Raw genomic sequence first — 13,354 nt, forward strand, 5'->3', positions numbered from 1 at the left:
GACAACGGCCCGGAATACGTCAGTGGCACCCTCATGGAATGGGCCGACAACCGGGGCATTGCCTTGGCATACATCCAGCCCGGAAAGCCTCAGCAGAACGCCTATGTCGAGCGCTACAACCGGACGGTCCGGCACGAATGGCTGGACTTATACATTTTCGAAAGCATCGAAGAGGTCCAGAAGATTGCCACCGAGTGGCTCTGGTCCTACAACCATGAACGCCCGAACATGGGCAACGGCGGGATGACACCTGCACAGAAACTGAAGATGGCCGCATAAATTTTACGACCAAGCCCCCGCAAAAACGGGGGGATTACCCCCCTTGTACTACAGGCTGGTGCCCCTCTTGAAGGTGCTTTTGATGCCCGTTCGCTGTGTCATGGCGTGGTGGTCCCGTTCGAGCAAACGACCCTGGAAAAGGGGCTTGGAGGCTCAAACGAACCCTTCTTGAACAAACCTGCCCGCTACACGCACCTAAACATGGATAACGCCGTTCGACGCGGGAAGGATCGGGAGACACTCGCAAGGCTGATTTCAGTCTTTGAGCAAGTGAACGACCTGGGCAACGGAGACCAAGCGTTGGTTGCAGTGCTCCACCACATTCTTCCGATGGAAAGCAGGGTCGTTACCTTCGATGCAGCACGTTTCGGTCAGTTTGTCAGCAAGTCTCGTCTTCTCAAACTGATCGAAATGCTTCTGGCTCAGTCCTGTGAAGGCGAAACCCTCGCGCTTAGCGTGGCGTTGCTCTTTGAACTGATGGCGAAAGGAACCGGGAACGGGCTTGTCATCTCTTCCCATCCGGCAAACCAGAGTGGAGCATCGTCCAAGGAGGTGGCCGACATCGATGTGTTCGAAGCGGACGGGAAGACGCCTCGCCACTGTGCGGAAGCAAAAGACAAACCCTTCACCCGTGCCGATGTGGACCACGCTGCGGGCAAGGTAGCCGAGGCAGGGCACACAAGCCTGATTTTCATCTATGGCCCGAATGCAAAGACAGGCGAAAATCTGGCTGCGTTGGTTCAAGAGTATGAGGGCAAAGGCTTTGATCTGACGTTTGTTCCTGCGAGGGCGTTTGCCGAGGGCAACGTGTCGCTTGCCCCGAGTGTCACACCGGTCGAAGTCGTGGACCTGCTCAATAAACACCTAGCTCTCATGCGGGCAAAGGAAGTGACCATTCAGCACTGCAAGGAAGTGATTGAAAGGATGTGATTTCCTTGGGCACAGTGCCCAAATTCAATCCGGGCAGTGTTTTCTGTACTTATTCTGTGCTCAGAAAGAAAAAGGACTTAGCGGATGAACGCTAAGTCCTTGAAATCTTTGGCTCCGGCGGTAGGGATCGAACCTACGACCAATTGATTAACAGTCAACTGCTCTACCGCTGAGCTACGCCGGAACACGAGGCGGGGTATAGCTATAGTGGCGGGGGCTGTCCAGAGGGGTTGCGACAGTTTTTTCACAGTTTTTTACGGCAGATGGAAGCGCGCGGTTTCGGCCAGTTCGGGCTGGGCTTTGACAGCACCGAGACTGGTCAGTGCGACCAGATGAGCCAGGACATTTCTGCGGGCTGCGGGCCGAAGATGCGGTGGAACGTCGTAGATTCGGGCCGCAAGCTCGGCGGCGGTTGCGGGTCCGCTGCGCAGGGTGGACAGGATCTGTGCTGTGCGGTCTCGGCGATGTCGGGCAAGCTCATCCAGCCGCGTGGCGGGATCCTCGATCGGATCGCCATGGGCCGGCAGCAGACGCGCGGGTGACAGACCAAGAATCAGATCAAGTGAGCGAAAGTAATCGGCTAGATCTCCGTCAGGGGGCGAGATCAGCGTACTGGACCAGCCCATGACGATATCGCCGCAGAACAAAGTGTCATTCCACAGAAACGACAGGTGGTTGCCGCAATGGCCGGGCGTGTGGATCGCACGAAGGCACCATTCGTCTGTCTGGACGATGCTGTCATGGGCAAGTCGGACATCGGGTGCGAAGGACATGTCCATGCCTTCGCCGCCGCCGATCAGCCCCGAGGCGGCCAATTGCTGCATCACCGGTGATCGGCCCGACAGCGCCGGCCCGAAGGCATGGACGGGCGCGCCGGTTTCGCGGGCCAGCCGGGCGGTGCCCGCGCTGTGGTCCAGATGCGAATGGGTCACGAAGATATGGCTGATCCGCCCTTGCCCTGCGCGGATGATCGCGGCGATATGGTCGGGATCGTCGGGGCCGGGGTCGATGACCGCTATCTGCTGGTCCCCGATCAGGAATGTATTGGTTCCCGGCCCGGTCAGGGGCGAGGGATTGGCGGCCAGGATGCGTCGCGGCTGGGTCACGGTCGTGGTCATCCGGCAAGCCTAGGACGGGACAGGCGGGTTGACCATGGCGAATACGACCGAGATGGGCTGGCTGAAGCGATTGTTTCCGCGCGGGCTTTACGGCCGGGCCGCGCTGATCATGATCCTGCCGATCGTGGTGGTGACCGTGGTCGTCACGGTCGTCTTCCTTCAGCGCCATTTCGAGGGCGTGACGCGGCAGATGACCGGCAGCATGGCGCGCGAGTTGAGCTTCGTGATCAACCGCATGGACCGCACCGAAAATTCGGCCCGCGCGTTGCTGGCGGGCAAGACCATCGCGCAGCCGCTGGATCTGGATCTGCAGATGCCGGCGCCGGTGCATCATGGCGACACTCGGCTGTTCTATGATTTTTCGGGGCGCGTCGTGATCGAGGAGCTGCGCGAACGGATGCCCAATATCCGCGCCATCGACCTTGCCACCGACGACAAGCGGGTCGTCGTGACCATGGAGGGCCCGTTCGAGCCCTATTCCCTGTCTTTCGACCGGCGGCGGGTCAGTGCCTCGAACCCGCATCAATTGCTGGTGCTGATGGTGGTCACCTCGCTGCTGATGGGGGCGATTGCGGTGATCTTTCTGCGCAATCAGCTGCGTCCGATCCGTCGGCTGGCGCGCGCGGCCGAGGAATATGGCAAGGGCCGAATCGTGCCCTATCGCATCGGCGGCGCGGTCGAGGTGCGCAGCGCGGGCGCGGCCTTTCTGGACATGCGCAACCGGCTGGAACGTCAGAACGAACAGCGCAAGGTGATGATGTCGGGCATCAGCCACGATCTGCGCACGCCGTTGACGCGGCTGCGGCTGGGCATGTCGATGATCGGTCCCGACATGCCCCCCGACGCCGAGGATATCGCCGCGATGGAGGCTGATATCGCCGAGATGAACCGCATGGTGGACGGCTTTCTTGACTACGCGCGCGAGGATGCGCAGGAAAGCGCGGCGCAATCGGTTTTCGTGGCCGAGTTTCTTGAAGGCATCGTTGCCGACGCACAGCGCGCGGGCCAGCAGGTGTCGCTGTTGCAGGTCAGTGGCGATGCGCAGGGGCAGGCCATGTTCCGGCCCGAAATGCTGCGCCGTGCGGTCGACAATCTGCTGGGCAATGCCGTGCGCTACGGTTCGCGCGCGGAGATCGACGCGACCATCGGCCCGCGCAGTCTGCGGATCGGGATCGAGGATGACGGGCCGGGCATCCCCGAAGAAAGCCTGGATGCGGCGATGCGGCCCTTTACCCGGCTGGATGCGGCCCGGAACCGCAACAGTGGACAGGGCGCCGGGCTGGGCCTGGCGATCGCTGCGGATGTCGCACGGGGACATGGCGGGCAATTGCGGCTGGGGCGCGGATCGCGTCTGGGCGGGCTGCGGGCCGAAATCGTGATTCCGCGCTGATCGCGCAGATCCGGTGGCCCGCCGCGCGGGGCGGCAAAATATGTGGTATTGTCGGGGTCATATTGAACGCGGTTGCGCGGCCCCCTAGATTGATCCGACGCAGGGATCACGAGTTGCCGTCTTTGGGGGCCGTGATCTCGGGCAGGAAAGGAACGCAAGTATGAACGATTTCGCTTCTCAGACCTATCCGGTGTTGCCGCTGCGGGACATCGTGGTCTTTCCGCACATGATCGTGCCTCTGTTCGTGGGCCGCGAGAAATCGGTTCGCGCGCTGGAGGCGGTGATGGAATCGGACCGCCCGATTCTGCTGGCCGCGCAGAAGGACGCCTCGATCGACGAACCCGACGAGGATGGGATCTACCGCGCCGGTGTGCTGGCCAATGTGCTGCAACTGCTGAAGCTGCCCGACGGCACCGTGAAGGTTCTGGTCGAAGGCCAGGAACGCGTCGAGATCACCGAATTCGTCCCCAACGAAGACCATTTCGAGGCCGGCGCCGTCGTGCTGGATGAGGTCGATGGCGACGAGGCCACGGTGACCGCGCTGGTCCGCACGGTTGCCGAGGAATTCGAACGCTATGTGAAGGTTCGCAAGAACATTCCCGAAGAGGTCGTGACCGCCGTCGCCGATGCCAAAGAGCCCGGCAAGCTGGCAGATCTGGTCGCAGGCCATATGGGGATCGAGCTGGACAAGAAGCAGGACCTTCTTGGCACGCTCGACATCTCGGTCCGGCTGGAAAAGATCTATGGCCTGATGCAGGGCGAAATGTCGGTTCTGCAGGTCGAAAAGAAGATCAAGTCGCGCGTCAAGACCCAGATGGAGAAGACGCAGCGCGAGTATTACCTGAATGAGCAGATGAAGGCCATTCAGAAGGAACTGGGCGATGGCGAGGACGGTCAGAACGAGATCGCCGAACTGGAAGAAAAGATCGCCGAAACGAAATTCAGCAAGGAGGCCCGCGAAAAGGCCGATGCCGAGCTGAAAAAGCTGAAATCCATGTCCCCGATGTCGGCCGAGGCCACGGTCAGCCGGAACTATCTTGACTGGCTGCTGTCGCTGCCCTGGGGCGTGAAATCGCGCACCAAGAAGGATCTCGGCAAGGCCGAACAGGTTCTGGATGCCGATCACTATGGCCTTGAAAAGGTCAAGGAACGCATCGTCGAATACCTGGCCGTGCAGTCGCGCAGTCAAAAGCTGAAAGGCCCGATCCTGTCGCTGGTCGGCCCTCCGGGCGTGGGCAAGACCTCGTTGGGACGGTCGATCGCCAAGGCGACGGGGCGTGAATTCATCCGCATCAGCCTGGGCGGCGTGCGCGACGAATCGGAAATCCGCGGCCACCGCCGCACCTATATCGGCTCGATGCCGGGCAAGATCATCCAGGCCCTGAAGAAGGCCAAGACGACGAACCCGCTGATCCTGCTGGATGAAATCGACAAGATGGGCCAGGATTTCCGCGGCGACCCTGCCAGCGCGATGCTGGAGGTGCTGGATCCCGAACAGAACTCGACCTTCGTGGACCACTATCTTGAAGTGGAATACGATCTGTCGAACGTCATGTTCGTGACCACGGCCAACAGCTATAACATGCCCGGCCCGCTGCTGGACCGGATGGAGATCATCCCGCTGTCGGGCTATACCGAGGATGAAAAGCGCGAGATCGCCAAGGGTCACCTGCTGGATAAACAGATCAAGGCCAACGGCCTGCGCAAGGGCGAATTCAGCGTGACCGACGAGGCGCTTACCCATGTGATCCGCTATTACACCCGCGAAGCCGGGGTGCGGTCGCTGGAACGCGAAATCGCCAAGCTGGCCCGCAAGGCCGTGACCGAGATCCTGAAGGGCAAGGTCAAATCGGTCGAGGTGACGCCCGAAAAGGCCGAGGAATATCTGGGTGTGCGCCGCCACCGCTATGGCCTGGCCGAGAAAGAGGATCAGGTCGGTGTCGTGACGGGCCTGGCCTGGACCTCGGTCGGGGGCGATCTTCTGCAGATCGAGGCGCTGAAACTGCCGGGCAAGGGCCGGATGAAGACCACCGGCAAGCTGGGCGATGTGATGAAGGAATCCATCGACGCGGCGTCCAGCTTTGTCCGTTCGATCTCGCCCGAGATCGGAGTCAAGCCGCCGGAATTCGACAAGCGGGACATCCACGTCCACGTTCCGGAAGGTGCCACGCCCAAGGATGGGCCCTCGGCTGGGATCGGCATGGTCACGTCGGTCGTTTCGGTGATGACCGGCATTCCGGTTCGCAAGGATGTCGCCATGACTGGCGAGGTGACGTTGCGCGGCAATGTTCTGGCCATCGGTGGGTTGAAGGAAAAGCTGCTGGCGGCCTTGCGCGGCGGGATCAAGACCGTTCTGATCCCGGCTGATAACGAAAAGGATCTGGCCGACATCCCCGAGAATGTGAAACAGGGGCTGCAGATCATTCCCGTCAGCAATGTCCGCGAAGTGCTGAAACATGCGCTGATCCGGATGCCCGAAGCCGTCGAATGGGACGAAGAGGCCGAAGAGGCCGCCGAGGCGGCCCGTGTCGCCGCCCGTCGCGACGGGGCCTCGGGCGGCGGTGCAGTTGCACACTAAGCTGCAGATTATGCAGTAAATTTTGGGCCAAGCCGAAAAAACTCGGCTTGGCCCGTTTGATTTTGGCGACTTGCGCGATTCATCGTTGACGCAGCGTCAATACCGCATCAACCTTAATACTGAACAAAGTTGTTTTGTGGAGGTGTGATATGGTTAGCAAGTCCGGCAGAAGGTCACCTTCGGAACAGGCTGCGGTCGTCCATGCCAACCCGCAGCCGGCGCAGGTGGTTCAGAAAAAGGATTTCGTCGATCGCGTCGTCGCCGCGACGGGCGCGAAAAGGGCCGAGGCCCGCCCGATCATCGATGCGACGCTGGAACAGCTGGGCGAGGCGCTGGCCGCGGGATGCACGCTGGCGGTGCCGCCACTTGGGCGTGCCCGCGTCAATCTGGAAAAGGATCAGCGCGGCGGTGACGTGATCACACTGCGCCTGCGCCGTCGCCCGACGGGTGGCCGGTCCGCGGATGAATGAGGCGCGGAAAATCCGTCGCGACCGTGCTGTTATTGGGGCTTGCGAGCCCTTTGCTATGCTGCTAAACGCTCCTCCCACGGGTGATTAGCTCAGCGGTAGAGCGCTTCGTTCACATCGAAGATGTCAGCGGTTCAAATCCGTTATCACCCACCATTTTTCCTTGCTTCCGCACCCAGATGCCGCCAAATGGCCGCCTTTATTGGCGACTTTGGCCGGGGCGGTATGGCATATCCCGATCTGTATCTGATGCGTCACGGCGAAACCGAATGGAATGTCGCCGGGCGGCTGCAAGGACGGCTGGATTCGCCGCTGACACCGCGCGGGATTCGGCAGGCACAGCGTCAGCACGACCTGATCGGAAATCTGCATCTGGATCGCTATAGCAGTCCGCAGCCCCGGGCGGTGCTGACGGCGCAAACGGTCTTCGGCACCACCGATTTCGCACAGGATGACCGTCTGGCCGAAATCGACGTCGGCGATTTCACCGGCCTAAGCCTGCCGGAACTGCAATCCAGTCACCCGCAGGTTTTCAAGAATACCGGCATCTTCTGGTATGATCGCACCCCCAATGGCGAGCGTTTCGCGCAGTTGCAGCACCGCGTGACGGCCTTTCTGCGCGATCTGTCCGGGCCCGCCATGGTCGTGACCCACGGCGTGACGCTGCGCATGCTGCGCCTTGTCGCGATGGCTTGGCCAATGGATCGGCTGGCCGAACTGACGGTCGAGCAAGGCGCCGTTCATATCGTTCGAAATTGCCGACATGAGGTCTGGCGTTAGGCAGAACTTCCGGCTAAAAGCGCCGCTATCGGGCGGTTAGCTCAGCTGGTAGAGCGCTTCGTTTACACCGAAGATGTCGGGGGTTCGAATCCCTCACCGCCCACCATTTAACTACAGCCAGCATAGCGATTTTATTTCTGCGTGTCATCAAAATAAGAAGTGCGCTGTGGTCAATCGTCGCTATTTCACGACCCTGAGATGTCCAATTTCCAGCGCCTCAGCGGCGGCTGACATGTGGTCTGGCGCGAATCGAGCGTAGACGCGTTCGGTGATCGACGTATTCGAGTGCCCCAGGTATTGGCTGATCATGTGCATCGGCACGCCCCGCGCAGCCATGCGGACAGCGGCGGTGTGGCGCAGCGTGTGCGGCGTAACGTCCTTCAAGCCAGCGTTGGCTACAGTTGACGCAAAGCCTTTCCTTATCGACTTCACCGGCCCGCCTGCCCATTCCACAACATAGTCCGTCAAGGCGGCGTCGGCGGCGACAGACAGGCTTGCCCGCAAGGTGCTGTTCATCGGAACGACTGCCCTGCCTTTGCGCGGCCCGCTGGCGTCAACTCGCAGGTTGATCTGGTTTCTGTCGAAGTCAACGCGATCCCATGTCAGTTCCAGGATTGCCCCGACCCTGCCTGCCGTCGTCAGCATGAGCAGAATGGCGACCCGAATGTGAGGTTCCGCGTCCGCCGCGATCAGCTTGGCAATCTCTGCGTCTGTCAGGTAGCGGTCTTTCGGCGCGGGCTTCTGCGGCAATTCGATATTCGGCGACCGATCAATCAGGCTGGACTTTTCAGCCCACCGGCAGACAAGGCGCAGGTGGCCTAACTCGGTCCAGACGGTTCCGACTGATCGCCCCGCCGCGATGCGGTCGCGTGAGTATTTACGGCAGTCATTAACCGTCACTTGGTCCGGGCGCATTTCACCGAAGAACGGCAGCAGCGCCTTGCCTGTGTGGCCTAGCGTTTCTGCGATGGGCCTGCCGTCCTTTTCCTCGCGATACATGCCCCAAAGATCCGCGATCAGATGACCGGATGGGCGGGCGGTTTCCCGTCGAAAAACGTCTCGGCCTTCCGCCTCTGCGCTCTGCTGGGTTTTTGCTTTGAGCCTGTATCTGCGGCGCTTGCCGTCATCTTCCGTCCATGTGACGACATACTTTCCATTGAGTTTGCCGATCCGCATTCGTAATCCTCCACGGTCTGCTGAGTGACGCGCATCATGCGCCCGACGCGAAAGGCGGGCAACTCGCCGTTTCGGATCATTGCCCGGACAGTTTCCGCGCTGCACCCCCAGCGATCCGCAAGCATATCGGGTGTGTAGGGCCGTCCCATGCTATTCCCCCTTCTGTGCGAGGGCGTCACCCTCCACATGCTTCTGCGCCTCGGCGTCCAGCGGCGATTGCGTCAGGATCGCCAACAGCGTGCGGCGTTGATATTCAGCCCGAGCGCGGGCCAAGTCTGCGATGATCTGGTTACGCATTGGGGTATTCTTTCGCTTTGGCCGCGCAGGCGATGATTGCACCCGCCAGCTCTGCGGCCTGCATCGGCGTTAGCGCGATGGTCACGGCTTCCTCGGCCTGCATGTCGATAGCGCGGACCAGCACGCGGCCTTCGACGCTAGTCACGCGGGCACGGTCGCCGCTGATGCCGGGATAGGTCGGGGTTCCGTCGAAGATCGTGGTCATGCGTTCTCTCCTGCATATTTGGGCCACACCGCAGCGAATGCGGCGTCAAGGATGGCGTCGAGTTGGGCGGGGGTCATCATCACACCCCCAGCGCTTCGCGATACATCTGCTCAATGGCCTCTGCCTCGGCCAGTTCGTCGCGGTCGCGTTTCCGCAGCGCCACGATCCGGCGCATTGCTTTGGTGTCGTATCCGCGTGCCTTGGCTTCGGCGTAATGTTCCTTGATCACCTCAGCGATATCCGCCTTCTCGGCCTCGGCGGCTTCGATCTGTTCGATGAATTGCCGCAGTTCGTCTTGTGCGATGGTCATTGGTTGCTCCTATTATCGCAGCAGGTGCGCAAGTTGATCCTGCGTCCCGGCAATGAAGTCTGTGTCGGGGCCAAACTCAGACACCCACCATTTCGGCGAAGTGTGGATGCCCATTGCCCCTTGGTGATGCCCGTAGCAAAGCGGGATAGCCTGCGTGTCTGGCGTCCTTCGCTGGCTGTAACGACCGCAGATCGTGTGATGCGCGTAGCTGGGGCCTATCTGCGGAAAGCCGAAGTGGTAGCAGATGCAGCATGGCAGTTCGCGAACGGCGGCAAGGTAGTCAGGGCGAGGCTTTGACTTCTGTTGCTTCTGCCCGAGCGGGGGCAATCCGGCCAGGTTGCTCATTTCTCGCTCCATCTGACGCCATGACGGTCGCCATATTCCTGAATGAACGTAATCAGATCGCCCATCTGCGCCTTGCTCAGCCGCGACGAGCGGAACCCAGCGGGGAACGGCGGGCCGCTGTCGATTCCGGGTTGCCACAGGATTTCGTGGCCCAATGCGCTCATGAACGCCGCTTTCCAATTCTCCGCCGTCATGACGCGGCCCTCGGGCTTGTGGCGGGCAATGTCGGACAGCATGGCCCAAAACTTGGAATTCTGGTCCAGCGTGCGCGTGCCTTCCTTGATCGTGACAACCGCGTCCTGCGGGGCAATGCGGATCAGGTTGGCGGCAATCGCCCGCTGTTCCAGCCCGCGCAGGATGATCGTCTGGCTCATTCCTCGATCACCTCGCGAACGTGGACAATCGGCCTTGCCTTTTGAAACAACGAGCTATATTTCGCAGCTTCTGCGCGGCTGCCATAAGCGCAATCGCCCACAACCCAGAACTCACGCGGCTCTCGGTGTTCCTTCACGACGCGGAAGGCGACGATGGGGTTAGCTTCGTGGGGCTGCGACCAATCCCAGCACGAAGGATTAAACCAGCCAGCTTTCTGCTCGTTTTCACACCGCCAGGTATTGTATGCGCTGCTGTGATGGCTTTCGTGTGTGTGAAGGTGCCGAGTCTGCACAGTGGATTTATCATGCACGGGGCATTCGCCGCCATTCCATCCGTGCCATTTACCGTCGTTGTAATCGCTCATTTCATTTCCCTCTCGATCTGCGCCTTGGCGTCATCAAGCATCGCGTCGGATGCCTGAGCGCCTGCCAGGATGATTGCTGCGGTATCCACGACCAGCGCGTAGTCATGCCAGCCGGTCTGTGCCCGCGCGTTGTTGATCGCGTCGGCTATCTGGCGCGGGGTGTAGGTCATTGGCGACTGACCTGTATAAGATCAACAGGCCCGCCCGCTGTCGCGTCACTGAATACGCCAATGCACAAACGCCCGGTCCAGACAGCGCCGCAATCCAGGTTGGTCCGCATCGTGTAAAGTTCTGGGCCGTGTGATTTCGGGGTGTGACCATGAACGACATGCTTACCGCGATAACCAACATCCGCCCGGTTAGGGTATCGCGTCCAAAGCAAGGTATGTTCCGGCGCTTCCTCTAGTGAATAATGCTCAGGAGCAAAGGCATGGACGTATACTCGGTGCGCATCCTGATGAAATGCAGGCAGCCGTTTCATCCATGCCGCATCGGAATCCATGCATTCTTTTTCGTCGTAGCTCTGAATCGTATCGCCGCCACCGTTCATTAACCAACTGCCCTCCATCATCTGATCTTGGTCGATGATGGCCGATGCCATGAAATCTTCGTGGTTGCCTTTCAGTGCGATCCACGGAAGCCCATTCTCAATGCCGTTGCGAATACGTTTTACGCATTGCGCCGACTGCGGCCCCCGGTCGATGTAGTCCCCGAGGAATATCACCTTGTCGGCCTTCCCACGGATAGCGGACAGGGCATCTTGCAACAGATCGAAGCGACCATGCAGATCCGGAATGACACAGGTAAGCATCACAGCCTCCACTCAGGGCTGAACGGGATCTCATCATCATAGTCCGACCGCCCCGGCGCACCGCCAGCTTGCGCACCGCCCTGCTGGCCGGATGCCTGACCGCCGCCCAGCAGCGTCACCTGATCCGCGCGAACCGTCAGATATGTGCGCCCTTCGTGTTCCCGCGTGGACAGGTCGCCACACACGGCAACGCGGGTGCCTTTTGTCAGGTATTGCGCCAGCGCAGATCCGCGCTTGCCCCAGATCGACACGTCGAACCAGATCGTGCGCTTTTCCTGCCCTTGGCGTTCCTCGACGGCGACCGAGAACCCGGCCACGGCATCGCCGTTCTGCGTGTTGCGAAGAACGCAGTCCTTGCCGATGTTGCCTGCGATGCTGATGGACTTCATAGCTTGTTCTCCTTCAATGTGCTGAGAAGCGGTCGCCTTCATCCGGTCCAGCCGGAGGTGGCGCGAGTTGCGTTTTCATTTTGTCTTTGGCGTCTTCGATGGCCTTGTAGGCGGCCGGATAGGCGGCTTTAACAGCGGCAATAGTGGCGCTTTCGGACTTCCAAAGAGCGCCCAGTTCAGCGACGGTTCCAGCCTGTTCCAGACGGTCGATGATCCTGGCGGCTTCTGCGGCGTGATCCATCGGCGGCAGGTCAACCCCCACGTTTTCGCGGGACTTGTCATACAGGGCCAAGCCGAACGGATTGCCGAACCCGCGCAGGCCGCGCTTGAGCGCGTCAGTGACGGCCTCCTTGACCGCGCTTTCATGGGCAAGGCCAAGGTCGGCATCATAGCCGTGCCCCGCGCCTACATCCTCGCGGATCACGCCATCGACAGTCACGCGCACGGTGGCGACGTAGGTCACGCCCCAGCCGTCCTTCTGGGCTTTACCGATCTTGCGCTCTTGTTGCATGACCGCATCGCACTTGATGACGGTGTAGGACCATGCGCCATGCCCGAAGATCCGGTTGGCCTCGGCCATCGCGTGCCAGCCTTCGATATAGTCGCCTTTCGGACCGAATTGCTTGGCTGGCTTGATGTGCTTCGGGTCAAGCTTTCGGGCCAGTTCTTCGGTCGCCTTTTCCCAATCGATCATTGCCATTTCCTCGCGGCGCGGATTTCGAGATATGCACGCAGCATCCTGCGGCGGTGATAGTCGGTCATCTTCGGCAGGCGCTTGGCTTTGCATTCGGCGTAGTGGCGGCGCTCGCGGGCCAGATCGTCGGTCGCTTCCAGCACGCCCAATTCGCGGGCGGTAATCTCGCCGTTCAGCCAGGCTTGCGCGTTGGCGCTGATGGCGTCGGTGAATGACGTGTGATGCATCATGCGACCCTCATGGTGATGCCGTCCTCGCCCCGCGTCAGGATGCAGCCGGGGATTTCCTCGCCTTCTTTCAGTCGCGCCTTGATGGCGTTCTTGTCGGGGCTGGTGACGGTCTTGGTCGTGCAAAGCTGCGATGGAACGGACGCCTCGTCGGTGATTTCCACGCGCTCTGACCCGGCCCGCTGGCTGATTGTCGCGCGGGGGCGTTCCAGCTTCTTGATTCCGGCGGCACGCAGCAGGTCGAGCATGGCTTTGCGCTTCTGCGCGGCCCGCCACTCGATACGTTCGCGGCGGTCCTTCATGGCCTTCTCTTGCGCTTTGAGTGCGTCAGCCAGCGCGTCGTCGGAAAGGGCCTGGTCGATAAGGTAATCCGCGACTTCCATTGCGTCGGTTTCGCCTTCCAGCGTGTCCAGAAAGCCCGGTTCCGCATCTCGGTCGTCAGTGTCTGCGATCATGTCGGCAATCGCGCGGATGGTGGGCAGGTCGATGCGTTTCATGTCAAAACATCCTGTCGATGATTTCCGTGTTACAAACCGGGGCAGGCTTCATGCTTCCGACGGCGGGCCGCTACATGGACGGCCTTTGCCTGCCCCGGCATTCCGCCACAGCGGCGGAAACG

Annotated in this window: 21 protein-coding genes and 3 tRNA genes; 8 read left to right on the forward strand and 16 right to left on the reverse strand. The window is 60.7% G+C overall.

All coding sequences use genetic code 11. The features are described 5' to 3' along the window. Both BMX67_RS17245 and BMX67_RS17250 read left to right on the forward strand, forming a co-directional pair. On the forward strand, positions 1–279 hold a 279-nt coding region (locus tag BMX67_RS17245), incomplete at its 5' end, for an integrase core domain-containing protein (RefSeq protein ID WP_139206465.1). 33 nt (positions 280–312) lie between these two features. Further along, positions 313–1,209, forward strand: coding sequence for a restriction endonuclease, SacI family (locus tag BMX67_RS17250; RefSeq protein ID WP_245739511.1), 897 nt, complete (start codon positions 313–315; stop codon positions 1,207–1,209). 109 nt (positions 1,210–1,318) lie between these two features. Here the strand turns inward: BMX67_RS17250 and BMX67_RS17255 are convergent. Continuing rightward, positions 1,319–1,393 (reverse strand) — tRNA-Asn (locus BMX67_RS17255). Between the two features lie 70 nt (positions 1,394–1,463). After that, entirely contained in the window at positions 1,464–2,327 is an 864-nt protein-coding gene (locus BMX67_RS17260; protein ID WP_090737628.1) for an MBL fold metallo-hydrolase, read from the reverse strand. Positions 2,328–2,361: 34 nt separating this feature from the next. Between BMX67_RS17260 and BMX67_RS17265 the strand changes: the two genes are divergently transcribed. From BMX67_RS17265 to BMX67_RS17290, 6 genes are all read left to right on the forward strand, one after another. Next, on the forward strand, positions 2,362–3,717 hold the full coding sequence (locus BMX67_RS17265) for an ATP-binding protein (protein WP_245739508.1): 1,356 nt from the start codon (positions 2,362–2,364) through the stop codon (positions 3,715–3,717). A gap of 160 nt (positions 3,718–3,877) precedes the next feature. Then, complete coding sequence (gene lon, locus BMX67_RS17270) at positions 3,878–6,295, forward strand: endopeptidase La (RefSeq protein WP_090737630.1); 2,418 nt, start codon at positions 3,878–3,880, stop codon at positions 6,293–6,295. Positions 6,296–6,444: 149 nt separating this feature from the next. Further along, positions 6,445–6,765, forward strand: a complete 321-nt coding sequence (locus BMX67_RS17275; protein ID WP_090737632.1) for an HU family DNA-binding protein — start codon at positions 6,445–6,447, stop codon at positions 6,763–6,765. A gap of 78 nt (positions 6,766–6,843) precedes the next feature. After that, positions 6,844–6,918: transfer RNA gene (locus BMX67_RS17280), tRNA-Val, on the forward strand. Positions 6,919–6,987: 69 nt separating this feature from the next. Further along, positions 6,988–7,542, forward strand: coding sequence for a histidine phosphatase family protein (locus BMX67_RS17285; RefSeq protein ID WP_090737764.1), 555 nt, complete (start codon positions 6,988–6,990; stop codon positions 7,540–7,542). Positions 7,543–7,572: 30 nt separating this feature from the next. After that, a tRNA-Val gene (locus tag BMX67_RS17290) sits at positions 7,573–7,648 on the forward strand. A gap of 74 nt (positions 7,649–7,722) precedes the next feature. Here the strand turns inward: BMX67_RS17290 and BMX67_RS17295 are convergent. The 14 genes from BMX67_RS17295 to BMX67_RS17345 form a co-directional block, all read right to left on the reverse strand. After that, the gene (locus tag BMX67_RS17295) at positions 7,723–8,541 is read right to left on the reverse strand and encodes a tyrosine-type recombinase/integrase (protein ID WP_425438988.1); all 819 of its coding nucleotides are present in this window, start codon (positions 8,539–8,541) and stop codon (positions 7,723–7,725) included. Positions 8,542–8,558: 17 nt separating this feature from the next. Beyond that, on the reverse strand, positions 8,559–8,906 hold the full coding sequence (locus BMX67_RS20065) for a helix-turn-helix domain-containing protein (protein WP_090737635.1): 348 nt from the start codon (positions 8,904–8,906) through the stop codon (positions 8,559–8,561). Beyond that, the gene (locus BMX67_RS19660; protein WP_175479958.1) at positions 8,869–9,015 is read right to left on the reverse strand and encodes a hypothetical protein; all 147 of its coding nucleotides are present in this window, start codon (positions 9,013–9,015) and stop codon (positions 8,869–8,871) included. Before BMX67_RS19660 ends, BMX67_RS20065 begins: the two co-directional genes overlap by 38 nt. After that, positions 9,008–9,220 (reverse strand): hypothetical protein, encoded by a 213-nt coding sequence (locus tag BMX67_RS17305; RefSeq protein ID WP_090737637.1) that lies wholly within the window; start codon positions 9,218–9,220, stop codon positions 9,008–9,010. Before BMX67_RS17305 ends, BMX67_RS19660 begins: the two co-directional genes overlap by 8 nt. A gap of 79 nt (positions 9,221–9,299) precedes the next feature. Next, positions 9,300–9,530 (reverse strand): DUF2312 domain-containing protein, encoded by a 231-nt coding sequence (locus BMX67_RS17310; RefSeq protein ID WP_090737639.1) that lies wholly within the window; start codon positions 9,528–9,530, stop codon positions 9,300–9,302. Positions 9,531–9,542: 12 nt separating this feature from the next. Continuing rightward, positions 9,543–9,875: a Ref family recombination enhancement nuclease gene (locus BMX67_RS17315; protein ID WP_090737641.1), complete on the reverse strand. Its 333-nt coding sequence runs from the start codon at positions 9,873–9,875 to the stop codon at positions 9,543–9,545. Then, complete coding sequence (locus BMX67_RS17320; RefSeq protein ID WP_090737643.1) at positions 9,872–10,249, reverse strand: recombination protein NinB; 378 nt, start codon at positions 10,247–10,249, stop codon at positions 9,872–9,874. The genes BMX67_RS17315 and BMX67_RS17320 overlap by 4 nt, the downstream gene beginning before the upstream one ends. After that, on the reverse strand, positions 10,246–10,614 hold the full coding sequence (locus BMX67_RS19380) for a hypothetical protein (protein WP_139206560.1): 369 nt from the start codon (positions 10,612–10,614) through the stop codon (positions 10,246–10,248). Before BMX67_RS19380 ends, BMX67_RS17320 begins: the two co-directional genes overlap by 4 nt. Beyond that, positions 10,611–10,784 (reverse strand): hypothetical protein, encoded by a 174-nt coding sequence (locus BMX67_RS19665; RefSeq protein ID WP_175479959.1) that lies wholly within the window; start codon positions 10,782–10,784, stop codon positions 10,611–10,613. The genes BMX67_RS19380 and BMX67_RS19665 overlap by 4 nt, the downstream gene beginning before the upstream one ends. Next, complete coding sequence (locus BMX67_RS17325) at positions 10,781–11,425, reverse strand: metallophosphoesterase (protein ID WP_090737644.1); 645 nt, start codon at positions 11,423–11,425, stop codon at positions 10,781–10,783. Before BMX67_RS17325 ends, BMX67_RS19665 begins: the two co-directional genes overlap by 4 nt. Further along, positions 11,425–11,814 (reverse strand): single-stranded DNA-binding protein, encoded by a 390-nt coding sequence (locus BMX67_RS17330; RefSeq protein ID WP_175479960.1) that lies wholly within the window; start codon positions 11,812–11,814, stop codon positions 11,425–11,427. The genes BMX67_RS17325 and BMX67_RS17330 overlap by 1 nt, the downstream gene beginning before the upstream one ends. A gap of 13 nt (positions 11,815–11,827) precedes the next feature. Further along, positions 11,828–12,508 (reverse strand): RAD52 family DNA repair protein, encoded by a 681-nt coding sequence (locus tag BMX67_RS17335; protein ID WP_217645901.1) that lies wholly within the window; start codon positions 12,506–12,508, stop codon positions 11,828–11,830. Beyond that, positions 12,505–12,738, reverse strand: a complete 234-nt coding sequence (locus BMX67_RS17340) for a hypothetical protein (RefSeq protein ID WP_090737650.1) — start codon at positions 12,736–12,738, stop codon at positions 12,505–12,507. Before BMX67_RS17340 ends, BMX67_RS17335 begins: the two co-directional genes overlap by 4 nt. Then, the gene (locus tag BMX67_RS17345) at positions 12,735–13,232 is read right to left on the reverse strand and encodes a siphovirus Gp157 family protein (protein WP_090737652.1); all 498 of its coding nucleotides are present in this window, start codon (positions 13,230–13,232) and stop codon (positions 12,735–12,737) included. Before BMX67_RS17345 ends, BMX67_RS17340 begins: the two co-directional genes overlap by 4 nt. Positions 13,233–13,354: the final 122 nt, after the last annotated feature.

Source organism: Paracoccus homiensis (genome assembly GCF_900111675.1).
GTDB classification, from domain to species: Bacteria; Pseudomonadota; Alphaproteobacteria; order Rhodobacterales; family Rhodobacteraceae; genus Paracoccus; species Paracoccus homiensis.